General features: G+C 45.9%; 2 tRNA genes and 1 rRNA gene. All 3 read left to right on the forward strand.

From position 1 onward, the window contains the following. A 16S ribosomal RNA gene (locus LJC66_RS27400) occupies window positions 1-100 on the forward strand; the annotation flags it as partial. 69 nt (window positions 101-169) lie between these two features. After that, window positions 170-246, forward strand: a tRNA-Ile gene (locus tag LJC66_RS27405). A gap of 17 nt (window positions 247-263) precedes the next feature. Further along, window positions 264-339: transfer RNA gene (locus LJC66_RS27410), tRNA-Ala, on the forward strand. Window positions 340-466 lie beyond the last annotated feature (127 nt).

A 466-nucleotide genomic window follows, 5' to 3' on the forward strand; every position in this document is an offset into this window, starting at 1 on the left:
AGTAACCGTAAGGAGCTAGCCGCCTAAGGTGGGACAGATGATTGGGGTGAAGTCGTAACAAGGTAGCCGTATCGGAAGGTGCGGCTGGATCACCTCCTTTCTAAGGATTTTTACATGACGTACGTTTCATTTCGTTCAGTTTTGAGAGAATTCTCTCTATCATATATATGGGCCTATAGCTCAGCTGGTTAGAGCGCACGCCTGATAAGCGTGAGGTCGGTGGTTCGAGTCCACTTAGGCCCACCATATATATTTACACGAATGGGGCCTTAGCTCAGCTGGGAGAGCGCCTGCCTTGCACGCAGGAGGTCAGCGGTTCGATCCCGCTAGGCTCCACCAATTGTTCTTTGAAAACTAGATAACAGTAATTGCTGAGGAAAAGTGAAACTTTTCTTTAATCAAACCAATAAATAACACAACATTACGTTGTACCATTTATTCGCTAATGGTTAAGTTAGAAAGGGCG

The organism is Priestia sp. TSO9, from assembly GCF_021029645.1.
In the GTDB taxonomy this organism is placed as follows: Bacteria; Bacillota; Bacilli; order Bacillales; family Bacillaceae_H; genus Priestia; species Priestia megaterium_E.